The sequence below is a fragment of the Amycolatopsis sp. NPDC004079 genome, from assembly GCF_040610415.1.
GTDB classification, from domain to species: Bacteria; Actinomycetota; Actinomycetes; order Mycobacteriales; family Pseudonocardiaceae; genus Amycolatopsis; species Amycolatopsis halotolerans.
In genome coordinates, this window is sequence record NZ_JBEXMH010000008.1 from 139,951 (window position 1) to 156,799 (window position 16,849).

Annotated in this window: 19 protein-coding genes; 16 read left to right on the forward strand and 3 right to left on the reverse strand. The window is 70.3% G+C overall.

Annotated features, from left to right (window positions below):
- Positions 1–177 precede the first annotated feature (177 nt).
- Both ABZX37_RS11710 and ABZX37_RS11715 read left to right on the forward strand, forming a co-directional pair.
- A complete protein-coding gene (locus ABZX37_RS11710; protein ID WP_354738514.1) occupies positions 178–1,398 on the forward strand; it encodes an FAD-dependent monooxygenase in 1,221 nt (406 codons plus the stop codon).
- Positions 1,395–2,015, forward strand: coding sequence for an NAD(P)-binding domain-containing protein (locus ABZX37_RS11715; protein WP_354738516.1), 621 nt, complete (start codon positions 1,395–1,397; stop codon positions 2,013–2,015). Before ABZX37_RS11710 ends, ABZX37_RS11715 begins: the two co-directional genes overlap by 4 nt.
- A 25-nt stretch (positions 2,016–2,040) precedes the next feature.
- Here ABZX37_RS11715 and ABZX37_RS11720 read toward each other — a convergent pair whose 3' ends face one another.
- On the reverse strand, positions 2,041–3,486 hold the full coding sequence (locus ABZX37_RS11720) for a sulfatase (RefSeq protein ID WP_354738518.1): 1,446 nt from the start codon (positions 3,484–3,486) through the stop codon (positions 2,041–2,043).
- Positions 3,487–3,559: 73 nt separating this feature from the next.
- Complete coding sequence (locus tag ABZX37_RS11725; RefSeq protein WP_354738520.1) at positions 3,560–4,000, reverse strand: VOC family protein; 441 nt, start codon at positions 3,998–4,000, stop codon at positions 3,560–3,562.
- Between the two features lie 73 nt (positions 4,001–4,073).
- Here ABZX37_RS11725 and ABZX37_RS11730 point away from each other — a divergent pair, with 73 nt between their 5' ends.
- Together ABZX37_RS11730 and ABZX37_RS11735 are read left to right on the forward strand one after the other, a co-directional pair.
- Entirely contained in the window at positions 4,074–4,592 is a 519-nt protein-coding gene (locus ABZX37_RS11730) for a MarR family winged helix-turn-helix transcriptional regulator (RefSeq protein WP_116203116.1), read from the forward strand.
- A gap of 347 nt (positions 4,593–4,939) precedes the next feature.
- Positions 4,940–5,536, forward strand: a complete 597-nt coding sequence (locus ABZX37_RS11735; RefSeq protein ID WP_354738522.1) for a hypothetical protein — start codon at positions 4,940–4,942, stop codon at positions 5,534–5,536.
- Positions 5,537–5,678: 142 nt separating this feature from the next.
- Here ABZX37_RS11735 and ABZX37_RS11740 read toward each other — a convergent pair whose 3' ends face one another.
- Positions 5,679–7,163: an aldehyde dehydrogenase family protein gene (locus ABZX37_RS11740; RefSeq protein WP_354738524.1), complete on the reverse strand. Its 1,485-nt coding sequence runs from the start codon at positions 7,161–7,163 to the stop codon at positions 5,679–5,681.
- A 291-nt stretch (positions 7,164–7,454) separates the two neighbouring features.
- Between ABZX37_RS11740 and ABZX37_RS11745 the strand changes: the two genes are divergently transcribed.
- Genes ABZX37_RS11745 through ABZX37_RS11800 form a run of 12 tightly spaced genes read left to right on the forward strand, consistent with a single transcriptional unit; the run spans position 7,455 to position 16,770 of the window.
- Positions 7,455–7,973 carry a cupin domain-containing protein gene (locus ABZX37_RS11745; RefSeq protein ID WP_354738526.1) on the forward strand — a complete coding sequence of 173 codons (519 nt, stop codon included), beginning with the start codon at positions 7,455–7,457 and terminating at the stop codon, positions 7,971–7,973.
- Between the two features lie 12 nt (positions 7,974–7,985).
- Positions 7,986–8,924 carry a PDR/VanB family oxidoreductase gene (locus ABZX37_RS11750; RefSeq protein ID WP_354738527.1) on the forward strand — a complete coding sequence of 313 codons (939 nt, stop codon included), beginning with the start codon at positions 7,986–7,988 and terminating at the stop codon, positions 8,922–8,924.
- Between the two features lie 9 nt (positions 8,925–8,933).
- Positions 8,934–9,182, forward strand: a complete 249-nt coding sequence (locus ABZX37_RS11755) for a hypothetical protein (protein WP_354738528.1) — start codon at positions 8,934–8,936, stop codon at positions 9,180–9,182.
- A gap of 26 nt (positions 9,183–9,208) precedes the next feature.
- Entirely contained in the window at positions 9,209–9,430 is a 222-nt protein-coding gene (locus ABZX37_RS11760; protein WP_009076039.1) for a recombinase-like helix-turn-helix domain-containing protein, read from the forward strand.
- Positions 9,430–10,488, forward strand: coding sequence for a Rieske 2Fe-2S domain-containing protein (locus ABZX37_RS11765; RefSeq protein WP_354738530.1), 1,059 nt, complete (start codon positions 9,430–9,432; stop codon positions 10,486–10,488). The genes ABZX37_RS11760 and ABZX37_RS11765 overlap by 1 nt, the downstream gene beginning before the upstream one ends.
- A 16-nt stretch (positions 10,489–10,504) precedes the next feature.
- Positions 10,505–11,431, forward strand: coding sequence for a VOC family protein (locus ABZX37_RS11770; protein WP_354738532.1), 927 nt, complete (start codon positions 10,505–10,507; stop codon positions 11,429–11,431).
- A complete protein-coding gene (locus ABZX37_RS11775) occupies positions 11,428–12,207 on the forward strand; it encodes an aspartate dehydrogenase domain-containing protein (protein ID WP_354738534.1) in 780 nt (259 codons plus the stop codon). Before ABZX37_RS11770 ends, ABZX37_RS11775 begins: the two co-directional genes overlap by 4 nt.
- A complete protein-coding gene (locus tag ABZX37_RS11780; protein WP_354738536.1) occupies positions 12,204–12,992 on the forward strand; it encodes an alpha/beta fold hydrolase in 789 nt (262 codons plus the stop codon). The genes ABZX37_RS11775 and ABZX37_RS11780 overlap by 4 nt, the downstream gene beginning before the upstream one ends.
- Positions 12,989–13,729, forward strand: a complete 741-nt coding sequence (locus ABZX37_RS11785; RefSeq protein WP_354738538.1) for a 3-oxoacyl-ACP reductase family protein — start codon at positions 12,989–12,991, stop codon at positions 13,727–13,729. The genes ABZX37_RS11780 and ABZX37_RS11785 overlap by 4 nt, the downstream gene beginning before the upstream one ends.
- 11 nt (positions 13,730–13,740) lie before the next feature.
- The gene (locus ABZX37_RS11790) at positions 13,741–14,529 is read left to right on the forward strand and encodes an SDR family oxidoreductase (RefSeq protein ID WP_354738540.1); all 789 of its coding nucleotides are present in this window, start codon (positions 13,741–13,743) and stop codon (positions 14,527–14,529) included.
- Positions 14,530–14,542: 13 nt separating this feature from the next.
- Positions 14,543–16,168, forward strand: a complete 1,626-nt coding sequence (locus tag ABZX37_RS11795) for a thiamine pyrophosphate-binding protein (protein ID WP_354738542.1) — start codon at positions 14,543–14,545, stop codon at positions 16,166–16,168.
- A gap of 11 nt (positions 16,169–16,179) precedes the next feature.
- Positions 16,180–16,770: a dienelactone hydrolase family protein gene (locus ABZX37_RS11800; protein WP_354738544.1), complete on the forward strand. Its 591-nt coding sequence runs from the start codon at positions 16,180–16,182 to the stop codon at positions 16,768–16,770.
- The last annotated feature ends 79 nt before the right edge of the window (positions 16,771–16,849 follow it).

The window sequence follows — 16,849 nt, forward strand, 5'->3', positions numbered from 1 at the left end:
GGAACAGCTTCCCGATCCCTCCGAACGGAGGGCTGGCAAGGACTTTGGGGACAACGGTGTGCTCCTCCATTGCCGCGGGCGACTCCGTCTCACCACGGCGAATCGCCTCCGCAGCGATCATCGGCGCCGCTCCGCGCAAGTCAGTCAAGGAGAAGCGAAGTCAGGCAAGGAGAAGCAGTGGCAAGTGAGGACACTCGAATCGCGATCGTCGGCGGAGGGATGGGCGGGCTGACGGCCGCGATCGCGCTGCGGAAGATCGCCGGAGTCCGGGCCACCGTGTTCGAGCAGGCAGGCAAGCTGGGCGAAGTGGGCGCGGGGGTCACGGTCGCGCCGAACGCCGCGCGCGTTCTCGACAGACTCGGCGTGCTCGATCGGATCAGGCGGATCGGAGCGGTCCCGGACGGGCACGGCGTCTACCAGAACGCCATGGGCGGTCTGGTGACCGACGCGGCATGGGAGGACTCGGCCAAGCAGTACCAGAACATCGGGATGTACCGCCCGGACCTGATCGAAGCCTTGGCACAGGAGGTCGATCCGGCGACGATCCGTCTCGGCCACCGGCTGGTTTCGGTGGAGACATTGGGGTCCGACGTTCGCGTCGAGTTCGAGAACGGCGCGGACGACGTGTTCGACGCCGTGATCGGAGCGGACGGCATCCATTCGGTGGTGCGGGGAGCCGTCGGCCAGTTCCCGGAGCCGGTCTACTCCGGGTACCTCGTCTATCGCGGAGTGGTCGACGCGTCCCGCCTGCCCGGCGACTGGCGCATGATCAGCCAGGTGTGGATGGGCAACCGGAGGCACTTCATGTGCTATCCGCTGCAGCGGCGGAAGCTGTTCAACTTCGTCGCCGGCATCCCGAGCGACCGGCCGCTCGACGGGGCCTGGTCCGGCCCGGCGGCGGTCGGCGAACTCGCCGCCGAGTTCGCGGGCGCGGACTGGGACCCGAGACTCCAGGAGTTCATCGGGTGCGTCGAGCACACCTTCTGGTGGGGCCTCTTCGATCACGAACCGCTTACCAACTGGTCCCGGGGGCCGATCACTCTGCTCGGCGACGCGGCGCACACGATGTTGCCGCACCAAGGGCAGGGGGTGAACCAGGCGATCGAGGACAGCATGGCGCTCGCCACGTTCCTCGCAGCGGCCGACAGCGTCGCCGACATCCCCGAGGCGTTCAGGCGCTACACCTCAGTCCGCATGCAACGCACGGCGATCCTGCAGAACGGCTCTCGCCGGGCTGGTGCCATGTTCGACGCACAGTACGAATTCGCGGACCTCGAGAAGCGCGACGCCGATCTCCGGGTCGGGCGCGACTTCCGGCGAAGCGCGGTATTCGACTACGACGCGCAGAAAGTGGCCGAACAGGCGCTCAACCGATTTCAGGGGGTTCCGGTCGCATGACCTCGATCAGCATCATCGGCAGCGGCAAGATGAGCGGGGCGATCGCGGAAGTCGCGACCCGGGCCGGCGCCGGCGTCCAGATCGTCAAGCGCAGTGCGGAGAGCATGTCCGCGGCGCGTCCTGGTCCCGACTACGGCGTCATGGGCGACAAGCTCACCGGCGACCTGGTCGTGCTCGCCGTTCCCTACGGGGCGTACCCGGGCATCGTCGAGCGCTATCGGGACCAGCTCCGCGAAAAGATCGTCATCGACATCAGCAACCCCATCGATTTCTCCACCTACGACCGGCTGAAGTCGCCCGCCGATTCGTCCACCGCGGCCGAACTCGTGAAGCTGCTGCCGGCGGGCACGGCCGTCGTCAAGGCGTTCAACGTCAATCTCGGAGACACGCTCGTCAGCGGCACGAACGGCACGACGCGCACGACCGTCCTGTTCGCCGGCGACTACGCGGAGGCGAAGGTGGCCGTCGCGGCGTTCGTCGAGGCGGCGGGAATGCGTGCCGTCGACGTCGGTCCGCTCACCCGCGCAAGGGAACTCGAGGCGATGGGATTCCTCCAGATCGTGTTGGCGGCGCTCGGCAAGACGCGTTACGAGTCGGGCTTCGCGCTGTTGGAGTGAGCGGGGTTCGGCCGACCTGCCTGGGTCAGTGCCGGCAGGCGGCCGCCCCGTGGCAGGAGACCATCGCCCGCAGCGTGTCGTGCAGTTGTCGTGCCCTCTCCGGCGGCAGCTGAGCGGCCGTGTTGTGCAGTTCCTGCGGATCTGTGGTCCGGTCGTAGTACTCCTTGGCTCCGTCGGCGTACTCGACGTAGGTGTAGGCGGTGCTCCGAATCGCCTCGTAGGTGGTCGGATTGCCGCTGTTCTTCGCGGGTTTGTCCGGGTCGTTCTTGTCGAAGTCGGGACCGTGGTGCTCCACCAGTCCGACGGTGCGCCACGCCGGGGGCGCGGTGCCGTTCAGCAGCGGCACCAGGCTTTCGCCGTCCACCGGTGCGGGGGTCGATGCCCCGGCGAGTGCTTCGAAGGTCGGTCGCAGGTCGATGTTCTCCGCGGGCTGGTCCACGGTCGCGCCTGCCTTGACGCCGGGGCCGGTGACCACCAGCGGCACGTGCACGTCCGTGTCGAACGCCGTCTGCTTTCCGGGGGTGAGCCGGTACTCGCCCATGTGGTAGCCGTTGTCCGAGGTGAAGACGAGGTCGGTGTTCCCGCGTACTCCGGCTTTGTCCAGTGCCGCTTGCACGGTGCCGATCATCTTGTCGACCGACTGCACGGCCTGCGCCCGCTTGCGGAAGTCCTTGTCGATGTCCTGTTTTTCCCGGTCGGTCAACGGGGTGCGGGAGGCGAGCCACGACGGCGGCGAAGACGGAAGGGTGTCGTACGCGGGGCCGCGCGGTGCGGTGAGCCCGGGGAACGCATCGGCGTCGCGAGGCGCGGGGGTGTAGGGGCCGTGCGGGGCGAACGTGGCGAGTTCCATCGCGAACGGGGTGTGGTCGGCTGCCGAGCTGGCGACGAAGCGCGCGGCCTTCTCCGCCATGACGTCGACGAGGTAGTCCTCGGGTTTCTTGCCGTAATGCTTGACCGTGCCGTTCTCGTTGAGGTCGTAGTCGAATTCGCCGTAGCCGTTCCCCGCGACGTCCCACTCGGTCCAGCCGGGCGGGATCCCGTCGGATTTCGGCTGGTAGCCGTTGAGGTACTTGCCCATCATCGCGGTCCGGTACCCGGCCTGCTGCAACGACGTCGCGTAGGTCGACTTGTCGTCGCCGCGGCCGTGGAAGGCTCGGTAGCCGCCGTCCTTGCCGCCGTTGGTGAACACGCCGGTGTCGTGCGGGACCATCCCGGTGAACAGCGACGAGCGCGACGGGCAGCAGAGGGAATCGGTGACGGTGTAGTTGGCGAAGGAGGTGCCGTTCCTGGCCATCTCCTGTACGTGCGGCAGATACGGCAGCAGGTTCATCGACAGATCGTCGGTGAGCACGAGGACGATGTTCGGTTTGCCGCCGGCCGCGGCGGGCTGGCCCGGCACGCAGGCGACGGCCGTCGAAGCCACTGTCAAGGCCAGCAGCGGGATCAGGAGCGAACGAGCGCGTTGCGGCATGCCCCGCACGCTAGAACCGTGACCGGCGAGTTCGGTTCGAGGCGTGTTCGGGTTCGGTAAATCCGCCGCGCGCTCAGCCGAGTTCCTGGGCGAGCCCGACGACGATGTTCTCCGGCCCCCGCACGTAACACAGCAGATAGATGTCCTCGTACCGCACCACCTCGTCGACCAGTTCGGCCCCGTGCGCGCGCAGGCGGGCGAGGGTGTCCTCGAGGTCGTCGACCGCGAACATCATCCGGCGGATGCCCAGCGTGTTCGCCGGGGCCTTCCACGGCTCCGGGGCGATCGCCTTCGGCTGGTGGAATTTCGCCAGTTCGACCCGCCCGGGGCCGTCCGGGACGCGCAGCATGGCGACGTCTTGCTCGACGTCTTTCAGCCCGACCACCCGTTCCGCGCCGCGCCAGTCCAGCGGGCCCTTGTTTTCCAGTTCCAGCCCCAGTTCGACGAAGAACGCGATGACCGCGTCGAGGTCCTCGACGACGATGAGGACGTTGTCCATCCGCTTGACCGTCATGCGGTCACCGTAGCGCTCCCAGAAAACCTTAGTGGTGCTATTCTTAGCGCAAAGCTATTCACGGGGGTGCCGGATGCCGAAGCGGACCGAGCCGGACGAGGTCGACGAGATGCTCGCGCAGTGGCGCGCGGAGACGCCGGACGTCGACACTTCGCCGCTGGCGGTGTTCGGGCGGTTGCATCGTTCGTTCGACCGGTACCAGCGGCAGTTGACACGAGTGTTCGCCCGGCACGGGATCACGGTCGCGGACTTCGGGATCCTCGCCGCGCTCCGCCGGGGCGGCGCGCCTTACCGGCGCACGGCGGGGGACCTCGCCGACACGAACCTGCTCACCACCGGCGGCATCACGCAGCGGGTGGACAAACTGGTGCAGGCCGGGCTCGTCCGCCGCGAACGCGACGAGGACGACCGGCGCGTCGTGTTCATCGGTCTCACCGAGGAAGGGCTCGCGGCCACGGACAAGGTGGTGCACGAGCATTTTCCCAACGAGAACCGCATGCTGGCCGGACTGACCGCGGCGGAACGGGCGCAGCTGGCGAAATTGCTGGGGCGGCTGGAGCGGTCTCTGGACCAGGCCGAGTTCGGCGACTGAACTTCGGGTTTTGCCGAGGTGTTCGGCTCGGCTCGGGTCGGGCGGCGGCCGCGTGCGCGGCAAGCTGCGGACCGCTCCCACGGCCACGACGCACCCAATGTGGCGTTCGGTGGATCCCACGCACCCAATGTGGCGTTCGGTGCGTGGCATGCACCCAATGCCACATTGGGGCGCGATGTCGCTGCCATTGCCAGGGCGGCGGTTGAGGGCGAGCCCGCACAGCGTCGGCGGAGCGCCGCTCCGATGCGCCGTCCGCCGCGGCTTCGCCGGACGCGGGGGTTGGCTCGCTGTTCGCACGAGCAAATAGCTCCGTGTCGTTTCGGCGGTTCCGGGCTTAGGTTCGGGCAATGGCTAACGAATTGACCATTCCGCTCCTGCCCTGTCGCTCCATCGGCGACGTCGCGCCGTTCTACGAGATGCTGGGCTTCGAGATCACCTCCCGGCAGGACCGGCCGTACTCGCACCTCGCGGTGCGCCGGGAAGACCTCAATCTGCACTTTTTCGGGATGGACGGCTACGACCCGGCCCAGTCGTACAGCACGTGCCTCGTCATCGTGGAGGACACCAGTGAGCTGTTCGAGGCCTTCGCGGCGGGAATGCGGTCCGTGCACGGGAAACTGCTCGTCTCCGGCATCCCGCGGATGACCCGGCCGCGGCTGCGCAACGACCGGTACACCGGGTTCACCGTCGTCGATCCGGGCGGCAACTGGATCCGGATCAACCAGGCCGCCAAGGCGCCCGAGGCGCGGACCAAACTCGCGAAAGCACTGGAAAACGCGGCGCGGCAGGCGGATTCGCACGGCGACGAACGCCAGGGGCTGAAGATCCTGGAAGGCGCGCTGAAGCGGGCGACCGGCGACGAACCGGAGTTGCGGGCGGTGCGGGAGTACCGCGACGAGCTCGTCGAACGGATCGCGGGGGCTGGGCCGCGTTCAGGCGCGTGAGCGCGGCCCAGCCGACTCGGGTCGCAACGGGGTGCGGCCTGCTTCGGATCCAAGAGGGCTCGACGTGCCCGTGTCCGCGGGCTTGGTCAAGCAGCCGCGGGAACTCGCGATGCTCGCCGAGGCGGGCGAACCTGCTGACGGATCAGCCCCGAGCCCACGGGATCGGTTCGTCCGCCAGGCTCAGGTACAGGCTCTTCTGCCGCTGGTAACTGCGGATCGCGGTGCGGCCCTTGTCCGTGCCGAGGCCGCTTTCCTTGGTGCCGCTGAACGGCGTCGAGATGCTGAACTGCTTGTACGTGTTGATCCACACCGTCCCGGCGTCGACGCGGCGCGCCAGGCGGAGGGCGCGGCGGTAGTCGGCGGTCCAGATGCCGCACGCCAGGCCGTAGACGGTCGAGTTGGCCTGAGCGACCAGGTCTTCCTCGTCGTCGTAGGGCAGCAGGACGCCGACCGGGCCGAAGATTTCCTCCTGGCACGTCTTCGCGTCCGGGGCGAGACCGTCGAGCAGGGTGGGTTCGTAGTAAGCGCCGCGCGAGAAGCGTTCATCAGAAGGGATTTGGCCGCCGCACAGGACATTCGCGCCTTCTTCGCGGGCGCGGTCGACCATCGCGGCCACCTTGTCGCGGTGCGCGAACGTCGCCAGCGGCCCGACGTGGGTGGCCGGATCCGTGCCGGGGCCGAGTCGCAGGCCCGAAGCAGCGGCGACCAGGCGGGCAGCCCATTCGTCGTACTGCTCGCGCGGCAGGAAGATCCGCGATCCGGCGATGCAGCTCTGTCCGGTCGACGAGAAGATTCCGTACAGGATTCCGGCGACAGTCTCCTCGACGTCGGCATCCGCGCAGACGATCGTCGGGGATTTGCCGCCCAGTTCCATGGTGACCGGGATGATCCGGTCCGCGGCGATGCGGCCCAGCACGCGACCGGTGGCCGTGCCGCCGGTGAAGGCGAGCTTGCCGACCAGCGGATGGCGGGAGATGGCGTCGCCGACGACCGAACCGGGGCCGGGCAGGACGGACAGCAGCGCGGGCGGGACACCGGCGTCATGGACGAGACGGGCCAGCGCCAGCGAGACCAGGGGAGTGGCTTCGGCCGGTTTGAGCAGGACAGCGTTCCCGGCGGCGAGCGCGGGGGCGATCTTCTGGGCATCGCTGGCGATCGGCGAGTTCCACGGCGTGATCGCGCCGACGACGCCGATCGGTTCGTGCACGCTCATCGTCAGGTGCGCGCCGCGGCTCGGCGGGAGTTCGCCTTCGAGGGTTTCGAGCGCCGCCGCGTAGTAGCGGAACGTGCCGGCCGCGCTCGCGACCAGTGCGCGGGTTTCGCCGAGTGCCTTGCCGGTGTTGCGGGTTTGCAGCAGGGCGAGTTGCTCGGCGTGGGCCTCGATCGCGTCGGCGACGCGGGTGAGCAGGCGGGCGCGCTGGTGCGGCAAGAGGTCCCGCCACGCCGGATCCGCGGCGGCCGCGGCACCGGCGCGGGCGGCGGCGTCGACCTGGGCGGAGTCGGCGGCGTGGATCGAGGCGACCGTCGAACCGTCGGCGGGATCCACGCACGCGGACGCGGGACCGCCGCCGCGCCGCCAGCCGCCGCCGACCGGGATTTCGTCGGGCGGGACGGGGAAGGGCTGCATGGCGGGGTCCTCTCGGCGCGGGTGACGGGGTGCGACCGAGGAAACCTTAGACCTAAGATTTCGTCAAGACCCGGCCCGGCGGAGGTCCGTGAAGGGCTCCTTGAAGGAATCAGATTCCCCCGAGGGGTCCTTCACGGCGCGCGAGCCGCCGCGGAACCGCGGGAAAGAATTTTAGGCCTAAGGGGTTGTGTCGATCACAGCGCGCGAGGTACAACCCTTACCAGTAAATCTCTTAGACCTAAGGCATTCGGCGGCGAGCCCGCCGAGGACCACCGGAGGAGTTGCCCCGCGATGACCACCACCGAAAGCAAGCACCAGCCCCTCGAGGAGCTCATCGACTCGTGCGTCGCCGCTCGCGAGACGCGGTACGAGGACTGGGACACCCTCGGCTTCCAGGCCGCCGCGAAGGGCGACGAGTTCCGCCGCGCGCAGATCCGCTACATCGGCTCCGGCGCGACCGGCAACCACGACGGCGACGCCCGCCAGCTGCCCTCGGAGCACTTCACCTTCTCCAACATGCGGCTTCCGGTCGGCGCGATCGGCCCGGAGCACACCCACCACGACGTGGAAGAGGCGTTCTTCGTCCTCGAAGGCACGCTGGAGGTGACCGTGCACGACGTCGAGGACGGCACCAAGACCGCCACCCGCGTGCTCGGCTACCGCGACCTGATCCGCGTGCCCGCCGGGGTGCCGCGCAGCCTGCGCAACGCCGGCGACACCGACGCGCTGTTCTGCGTCATCATCGGCGCGCAGAAGCCGCAGCTGCCGACCTACCCGCCCACCTCGCCGATGCACGGCGTCACTCGCTGAGAAGAGACCGCGATGCCGACGATGCTGCGGGTGCACCGGACGACGTGGCTGGCCGACCGGGTCACGCAGGTGGAACTGCGCGACCCGGAAGGCAAGCCGCTGCCCGGCTGGGAGCCGGGAGCGCACCTTTCCCTGCACCTGCCGAACGGGCTGGTGCGCGAGTACTCCCTCTGCGGCGACCCGGCCGACACGCACGCGTGGACGGTCGCGGTGCTGCGGGAGGAATCCTCGCGCGGCGGCAGTGCCTGGGTGCACGAGCGGCTCACCGCGGGGAGCGTCCTCCCCGTCGAGGGTCCGCGCAACACCTTCGAACTGCACGACGCTCCGGAGCACCTGCTCATCGCCGGCGGCATCGGCGTCACCCCGATCCTCGCGATGGCACGGAAACTCGCCAATGACTCCGCGCCGTGGTCCATGCTCTACTGTGGACGGTCGCGCGCCGGGATGGCTTTCCTGGACGAGCTTTCCGGGCTCGGCGGGGACCGGCTGGAAGTGCACGCCGACGACGAGCACGGCGGTCCGCCCGACCTGGCCGCCAGGCTCGCCGGGCTCGCTCCGGGCACGGTCGTGCACTGCTGTGGCCCCGAACCGTTGCTCCGCGCGGTCGAGGCGGCGTTGCCGGAGACGGCGGCTTTGCGGGTCGAACGCTTCCGGGCCCCCGAGGCTCCGGCAGCCGCGCCGGGAACGGGATTCGACGTCGTGTGCGCCGGTTCCGGGACCAGGGTTTCGGTGGCCGCCGACGAGTCCATTGTGGACGCGCTGGGGCGCACCGGGATTTCCGTGCCGACCTCGTGCCGCGAGGGCGTGTGCGGGACTTGTGAAACGAAGGTGCTCTCCGGCGAGCCGGACCACCGCGATTTCGTGCTCGACGACGACGAGAAAGCGATCGCCGGAACCATGATGCTGTGCGTGTCGCGGTGCCGGTCCGCCGAACTCGTTCTGGATCTTTAGGAGCCGGCCGTGGCCGGACACACCCACCGGCAGCTCGCCGTGCTGCGCGCCGCCGCCGCGGGGCACGTGGAGATGACGTGCAGCCGCGAACCGCACCTCTACGTCGACGGCCTCGCCTGCTGCGACCCGACCCTCGGGCACCAGCTGGCCGGCCTGCTCGTCCCCGAACCGGCCGCTCCGCGCGGACCGGGGCTGCGGGTGCCTGCGGTGCTCACCGCCGCCGGGCAAGCCGCGCTCGCCCCCTCCGCCGCCGCCTGACCACCACGAACCGAAGGGAACGCCCGATGCCGCTGCAGCTGCGGCCGGTGCAGAGCCGCACCGCCCCGCCAACGAGCTACGAGAACGCGCTGGCCGACGAGCTGGAAGCCGTCTACGGCCGGGGCGTGCACGACCTGCCCGGCGTGGTCTCCGCGCTCAACGCGGGCGGCCTGCGCCCGGCGGACGGCTCCGACTGGACCGAAGAGACGTTCGCCGCCGAGCTCGCCCGGCTGGCAGGGGAGGCGTGATGGCGACCAGAACCGCCGAAGAGCTGCTGGCGCTGGGCCTGCGCGACCGCTGGTACCCGCTGTGCCCGTCCGGCACCGTCAAACGCGGCGAGCTGACCCGCATCGAGCGGGCCGGCGAGCAGTTGCTGCTCTGGCGCGACTCCGCTGGCGTCGTGCACGTTCAGGAAGACCGCTGCCCGCACCGCGGCGCGCGGCTTTCGCTCGGCGTGCACATGGGCGACCGGGTCGCCTGCAACTACCACGGCGTGCAGGTGGACGGCGACGGTGTCGTCGTGTCGGTGCCCGGCAGTCCGGGCTGTGCGCTGGAGGGCCGTCCCGCGCTGCGGACGTTCCCCGCGCAGGAGCACGCCGGTGCGGTCTTCGCCTGGTTCGGCCTGGACGAGTCCGCCGAGCCGACGCCGCTGCAGGTGCCGGACCCGATCGCGGGCGGGGAATGGGACAACTTCCTCTGCTACGTCGAATGGGACGCGCCTTACGGCTACTCCCTGGACAACCTGCTCGACCCGATGCACGGCGCGTTCCTGCACCGCAACAGCCACACCATGTTCGGCGGCAAGCGCGAGGCCGTCTTCCAGATCCGCGCGATCGACGACGGGTTCGTCTTCGAGAAGACCGACCAGCGCGGCGTGAACTTCGACTGGGTCCAGCTCACCGACGCGGGCGCGCAGTGGGTCACCCTCGACATCCCGTACCCGGAAACCGCGGGCCCGGGCGGCGCGTTCACCATCGTCGCCGCGCTGTGCGCGATCAACGAGACCCAGCACGCGGCCTTCTTTTGGCGCTGCCGCAAGGTTTCCGGCTGGGAACGCGACAGCTGGCGCGTCCTCTACCGCAACCGGCTCGAAGCCCGGCACTGGGCGGTGCTGGAGCAGGACCGCGAGATGGCCGAGGCGATGCCGCTCGACGCGTGGGACCGGGAAAACCTGTACCAGCACGACATCGCGCTCGTCCGGATGCGCCGCCTGCTGCGTTCGGAAGCCCGCCGCCAGGCCGCCGCGCTCGCCGCTCCGCCCGCCGCACCGGCTCCGGCCGCGCCCGTGCCCGCCCCGACCCGCTGAAGTTTCAGGAGGCCCCATGTCCGCCGAACCCATCGCACGGCTCCGCGCCCTGCGCGCGGTGACGCTGCGTTCGACGCAGTGCGCCGATTCCGGCGAGTTCTACCGCGAAGTCTGGGGGCTGCAGCAGGTCGAAGCCGACCGCGGCGCCGTGTGGCTGCGCGGTTCGGGCGACGAGCACCACGTGCTCCAGCTCGAACAGGCCGACCAGAACGCACTCGGCAAGATCGCGTTCGCCGTCGCCACTCCGCGCGAGGTCGACGCGGCCGCCGCCCGGCTGGCCGCGCACGGCGTTCCGCTGGTCACCGAACCCGGCAAGCTCGACCAGGTCGGCGGCGGGTACGGCCTGCGCTTCGCCGACCCGGAGGGTCGTCTGGTGGAGCTGTCCGCTGAGGTCGACGCCGTCGTCCCGGGCGATCCGTACGGGCGCGCCGCGGTGCCGCGGAAACTGGCGCACGTCGTGCTCAACACGGTCGACATCGACGCGGCCTGCGAGTTCTACACGCGGGTGCTGGGCATGCGGATCTCCGACTGGTCCGAGCACCAGATGGCGTTCCTGCGCTGCAACGCCGACCACCACGTGATCGCGTTCAACCAGGCCGAATTCGCGTCGGTGAACCACATCGCGTACGAGATGAACTCGATCGACCACTTCATGCGCGGCATCGGCCGGCTGAAGCACAACGGCGTCACGCCGCTGTGGGGTCCTGGTCGGCACGGTCCCGGCAGCAACACCTTCGGCTACTTCGCCGACCCCGCCGGGCTCGTCTGCGAATACACCTCCGAGGTCGCGCAGGTCGAGGAAGACGCTTGGCTGTGCCGGGTGTGGCGGCGCACGCCGGAGCTTTCCGACCTGTGGGGCACCGCGGGCCCGCCGTCGAAGGACGTCCGCTCGCACATGCGCGGCGTGCCGGATCCGGGCTACTCGGCGTGGTGGCAGTCGTGAAGGTGGGAGTGCTGGGCGCTGGGTCGATCGGCTCGGTCGTCGCGGAAGCTCTGCGCGACGGGCTGGTGCCGGGCGCGGAGCTGGCCGGAGTTGTCGATCCGGCGCTTTCCCCGGCGGGGCTGCCGATGTGCGCGTTGCCGGAGCTGCTGTCCGCTTCGGACTTGGTGGTCGAGGCCGCGGGCCAGCGAGCTTTGACGGACGCCGGGCCGCAGGTGCTGTCGGCGGGGTGCGATCTGCTGGTGGTTTCGGTCGGCGCGCTGGCGGCGGACGGGTTGCTGGAGAAGCTGCTCGCGGCCGGGCCGGGTGCGGTCCATTTGTCGACCGGGGCGATCGGCGGGCTTGACCTGCTGCGTTCGGCGGCGCTGCTCGGGCAGTTCGAGCGGGTGGTCATCGAGACGACGAAGAAGGCGTCTTCGCTGGTCCAGCCGTGGATGTCGGCGGAAGAAGCGGAAGCGCTGCGGCAGGCGACCGCGCCGGTCGAGCTGCGGCGCGGGCCCGCGCGGGAGATCACCGCGGCGTTCCCGAAGTCGGCGAACGTGGCTGCGTCGGTGGCGTTGGCCGTGCGGGATTGGGACGTCGTGGAGGCGGCGGTGATCGCCGATCCGGCCGCGCCGCTGACCTCGCACGTGATCACCGCGGTCGGCCCGGCGGGGGAGTACCGGTTCGAAATCAAGAACCGGCCGTCGCCGCAGACGCCGACGTCGAGCCAGGTCGTGCCGTACGCGGTGCTGTCCGCGCTGGAAGCGTTGGCGACGCCGAGGGCGGTGTTCCGGTGACATCCATTGTGGACGGTGTGCAGGTCCGGACCGCTGGCGACGGCAGTCCGGTGCTGTTGCTGCACGGCATCGGCGGCTCGAGTGCGTCATTCGACGCGCAGTTGGCTGGTCTGGCACCGAAACACCGCGTACTGGCTTGGGACGCACCGGGCTACGGCGGTTCGGCCGACCCGGAAAAGCCGCTGGGCATGGCCGGATACGCGGCGCTCGTCGGCCGTCTGCTGACCTCGCTGGACGCGGCGCCCGCGCATCTGGTGGGCGTCTCGTGGGGAGGCGTGATCGCGACCCGCGTGGCGCTGGAGTACCCGGAGGTCGTGCGGTCGCTGGTGCTGGCCGATTCGACGCGCGGGTCCGGCATCGACTCCGAGCGGGCAGCCGTGATGCGGGCCCGGCCGAGCGAGCTCAACCGGGTCGGTGCGGCGGAATTCGCCCGCCGACGCGCGCCTCGGTTGCTCGCGCCCGGCGCGGATCCCGCGGTGGTACAACGGGTCGAGGACATCATGGCGGGGATCCGGTTGCCCGGGTATACCTCGGCCGCGGAATCGATGGCCGAGACGGATCACGGCCCGCGGCTGTCGCGGATTTCGGTGCCGACGCTGGTGCTCGTCGGCGAGCACGACCAGGTGACCGGCGTCGCCGAAGCACGACGGCTGGCCGCGTCGATCCCGGGCGCGCGGCTGGAAATACTCCCCGGCGGGCACGCGGCCAATCAGGAGTCTCCGCGCCGGTTTTCCACCGAGGTCCTGGGCTTTCTGTCCGAAGTGGACGCGGCGGTGGCGCGATGAAGGGCCGGCTGTATGTCGTCACCGGCGCTGGCCGCGGGCTCGGCTGGGCGATCGCCCGCGAGATCGGCCGTCAAGGCGGTCGCGTCGTCGTCGCCGAACGGTCTCCTGATCGGGCGGCCGACGGCGTCGCCCGGTTGCACGCGGAAGGCGTTGAGGCACACCGGATCGACACAGATGTCGCGGATCCGGACTCCGTCGCGGCTTTGGCGGACGCGGTCGCGAAACTCGGGCCGCTGCACGGCTTGGTGAACAACGCGGCAATGGCGGACGGCGTGGGCGGCAAGCATTTCGCGGAGCTGGACGTCGAAGCGTGGGACATGTTGATGACCGTCAACGCACGCGGCCCGTGGCTCGTCGCCCGCGCGCTGTATCCGCAGCTCGCGCAGACGGGCGGACGCATCGTGAACCTCGCGTCCGACGCCGCGCTGTACGGCTCGCCGCGCCTGGTTCAGTACGTGGCCTCCAAGGGCGCGGTGATCGCGATGACCCGCGCGATGGCCCGTGACGGCGGTCCGGACGGCGTGACCGTCAACGCGGTCGCGCCCGGGCTGACCGAGGTCGAGGCCACCGCGGGCATTCCGCAGGAGCGGCGCGACCTGTACGCGATGAACCGCGCGCTGCCCCGGCCGCAACAGCCGGAGGACGTGGTCGGTTCGGTGGCGTTCCTGCTGTCCGACGCGGCCTCCTACATCACTGGCCAGACCCTCGTGGTCGACGGCGGATTCGTCTGCAGCTGAAGGGAAAACCCGTGGATTTGGGATTGAAGGGCCGCGCGGTGCTCGTCACCGGGGCCAGCTCCGGCGTCGGGCTCGCGACCGCCGCCGCGCTGCTGGCCGAGGGCGCGCACGTCGCCGCCTGTGCCCGAGACGGCGTCCGGCTGGAGAAGGCTCTCGCCGATCTGCCCCGCGCCGAGGGTGCCCGGCTGTACCCGGCGTCCTGCGACGTGCTGGACGAGGCGCAGGTGGAGACCTTCGTCGCCGACGCCGCGCGCGAGCTGGGCGGACTGGCCGGGATCGTGAACAACGCCGGTCGGTCGCTGATGGCACGGCTCGCCGAGACCACCGACGACCAGTGGCGGGAAGAGCTGCAGCTCAAGATCTTCTCGGTGCTGCACGTCGTCCGGGCCGCGCTGCCGTGGCTGCGCGAAGCGGCGAATCCGGCTGTGGTCAATGTGAACGCGATCCTCGCCCGCCAGCCCGAACCGCGATTGGCGGCAACGTCAGCGGCGAGGGCGGCGTTGCTCAATCTCTCCACGACACTCGCGACCGAACTGGCCGAGGACGGTGTACGGGTCAACTCCGTCTGCCTCGGTCTGGTCGACACCGGACAGTGGCGACGCCGGTACGAGGCTTCCGGCAGTGTGTTGTCCTTTGTGGACTGGTCGGCGGAACTGGCCGCGGATCGCGGGATCCCGCTGGGCAGGCTCGGCACCGCGGAAGAGGTCGCTTTCCCTATCGTCACGCTGCTTTCGCCGCGTGCCTCCTACGTGACCGGCGCGACGATCGACGTCGGCGGCGGCATCGCTCGTTATGTCTAGAAGGGACGGACCCATGAATCACGGTCACGGAGGCGAGCTTCTCGTTCGCCTGCTGTCCGAAGCCGGAGTGGACACCGCCTTCGGCGTGGTGAGTGTGCACAATCTGCCGCTGGTGGAAGCGGTTTCGCAGCATCTGCGGTTCGTGCCGGTGCGGCACGAGGCGGCCGCGGTGAACGCCGCCGACGGGTACGCCCGGGCCAGCGGCGGCCTCGGCGTCGCGATCACCAGCACCGGCACCGGCGCGGGCAACGCGGCGGGCGCGCTGGTGGAGGCGCTCACGGCGGGCAGTCGCGTGCTGCACGTGACCGGCCAGATCGACTCCGAATTCCTCGGCAGCGGACGCGGCGTCATCCACGAGACCCGCGATCAGATAGGCATGCTGACCGCGATCTCCAAGCACGCGGCCACGATCACGTCGGTCGAGACCGCCGAGGACACCCTGCGCACGGCGATCCGGCACGCGCTGTCGGTGCCGAGCGGCCCGGCGAGCGTCGAATGGCCGATCGATCTGCAGTACTCGCGGCACGAGTTCCGTCCTGGCTCGCTGGAGCCGACCCTGATCCCGTCGCCTGACGCCGCTGCGCTCGCGGAAGCCGCCGAATTGCTCGCCGCCGCACGCCGTCCGGTGTTCTGGCTCGGGGGAGGCGCGACCGGTGCGCGTGACGAGGTGAGGGTGCTCGCGGAACGGCTCGGCGCGGCGGTGTTCACCAGCAACTCTGGCCGCGGCACGGTGCCGGAGAACCACGAACTGGTCGTCGGGAACTTCGCCGCGCACGAGTCGGCCGCGCAACTCCTCGCGGATGCGGACCTGCTCGTCTCGGTCGGCACGCACTTCCGCTCGAACGAAACCAAGCACTACCACTTGGCGCTGCCCGAACGGCACCTGCAGATCGACGTCGACGCCGACGCGCTGGGCCGCGTCTACCCGGCGACCGTCGGAGTGCAAGGCGATGCGGCGGCGGTGCTGAGCGCATTGTCCACTGTGGAAGCCAGCACCGAGCCGGGCTGGCGCGACCGCGTCGTCGAGACCCGGAAAGCCGTGCGGGACAACCTGAACGAGGCGATCGGCCCGTACGCGGAGATCTGCGCCGCACTGCGCGACGGCCTCCCGTCCGAGTCCGTGATAGCCCGCGACGTGACCATCCCGTCCAGCCAGTGGGGCAACCGCCTGCTGGACATCCACGACCCACGCACCAACGTGTTCCCGGTCGGCGGCGGCATCGGACAGGGTCTCGCCACTGGCATCGGGGCGGCGCTCGCGACGCCGGACGCGCCGGCCGTGGTGATGGTCGGCGACGGCGGCCTCGCGGTGCATCTCGGCGAACTGTGCACGCTGGCGCAGGAACGGCCGTGGCTCGCGCTGGTCGTGTTCAACGACGGCGGATACGGCGTGCTGCGCAACATGCAGGACCACCACCGCGGCCAGCGCGCCGGCGTCGACCTGTACACGCCGGACTTCGCGCGCATGGCGCAGTCGCTGGACCTGCCGCACGCATTGGTGTCGAAGCCGGGCCAGTTCGCCGACGCGCTGGCGAAGGCGGTGGCCCAGCAGGGGCCGTTCGTGATCGAGGTGGACGTGACCGCCCTGCCCGCGACGCCGCGGCCGTTCGTGCCGCCGGTCCCGGTTCCGGAGAGCTGAGGAGACAAGACGTGGGAGGCACCATCGAAGCTGCCGAAGTCCACCAGCACGGGCACGGACCCGCGAACCGCCGCCGCCGGGTGGTGCGGACGTCCGCGCCGCTGCTGGTGCGGCATCCGCCCGGCCGCGTGCGCGGCGCGGTGCTCGTGCTGCACGGGGCCGCCGGGCTCGACGAACCCGTCGAGAACACCTGCCGCACGCTCGCGAGCTGCGGTTACGTCACCGTCGCGCCGCTGTTCTACTACGAGACCGGCGGCCACACCTTCGGTCCGGGCAAGGCGGGGGCCGCGTTCGCCGCACTCGCGCTTTCGGACCTCGAAGCCGACCTTGCCGGCGCGCTCGGCTACCTCGGTGCCCGGCTGGGAATGCCGCGCCACCGCGTGGCCGCCGCCGGTTTCGGCTCCGCCGCCCACCTCGCCGAACTGGCCGGCGTCGACATCGCCGCCGCCCTCGGACCCGAGCCGCCACCGTGGCCCGGTACGCCCGGATTCGACCCGCACGCGCCCGATCGGCTCGTGCTGCCCGCCGGACCGTCCGCCGCGGACGACCTGGTCCGGTTCCTGGACGCCGCGGTGCCGGACTCAACGCCCTCAGGTCCGTGACGAAGCCCGCCCCAATGTGGCATTGGGTGCGTCAGACGCACCCAATGTGGCATTCGGTGCGTCACATGCACCCAATGCC